A 597-nucleotide genomic window follows, 5' to 3' on the forward strand; every position below is an offset into this window, starting at 1 on the left:
ACACTTATGACCCAGCCCATTGTGAATGGGGGAGAGAAAACATTGAGTGATCTCGGTGAATACTTACAGGTTGAAGCGCAAAGTATCAATATTGATGATGATTTTAGCCCTCAACAGCCGCCACAAATGTTAACCCAGTATTATGTGGTTGATGTGGATGATGATGGCTTTTTTAATAATCGCGATGAGGATGACGATAACGATGGTCTTAATGATACACAAGAGCGATTAACCGATCGGGATACGACATTACAGCCACTGCAAGTTTTTGAAAAATACGCGAAGCAAGAAGTAGGCGCGAGAGCTCCAACATTAAATGACTATAACGATATCGATATTGACGTTTCTAGTGAACTCATTGATGAATTAAATGCATTTGTTTTTAATCAATTAAACAAGATAGACAATGATTTCACTGATAGACAAAAAATAGAGGCGTATACCACGCTGAAATCAACTCCGGCAGGGACAGAGCAGTATCAACAAGCCCAGCGGATATTGGCAAACCATACATCGCTTGAACAGACTGATAGTGTTAACGGAAACATCGCTGATACCCAAGAGCGTGATGATAATAACGATAGCCGCTTTGCTATC

General features: G+C 40.5%; 1 protein-coding gene. It reads left to right on the plus strand.

Translation table 11 applies throughout. The features are described from left to right. Positions 1-42: 42 nt before the first annotated feature. The coding region (locus ACTRWI_RS22595; RefSeq protein WP_499133929.1) for a hypothetical protein at positions 43-597 on the plus strand (555 nt) is incomplete at its 3' end.

The organism is Pseudoalteromonas sp. G5_S1_14_S5 (assembly GCF_054968605.1).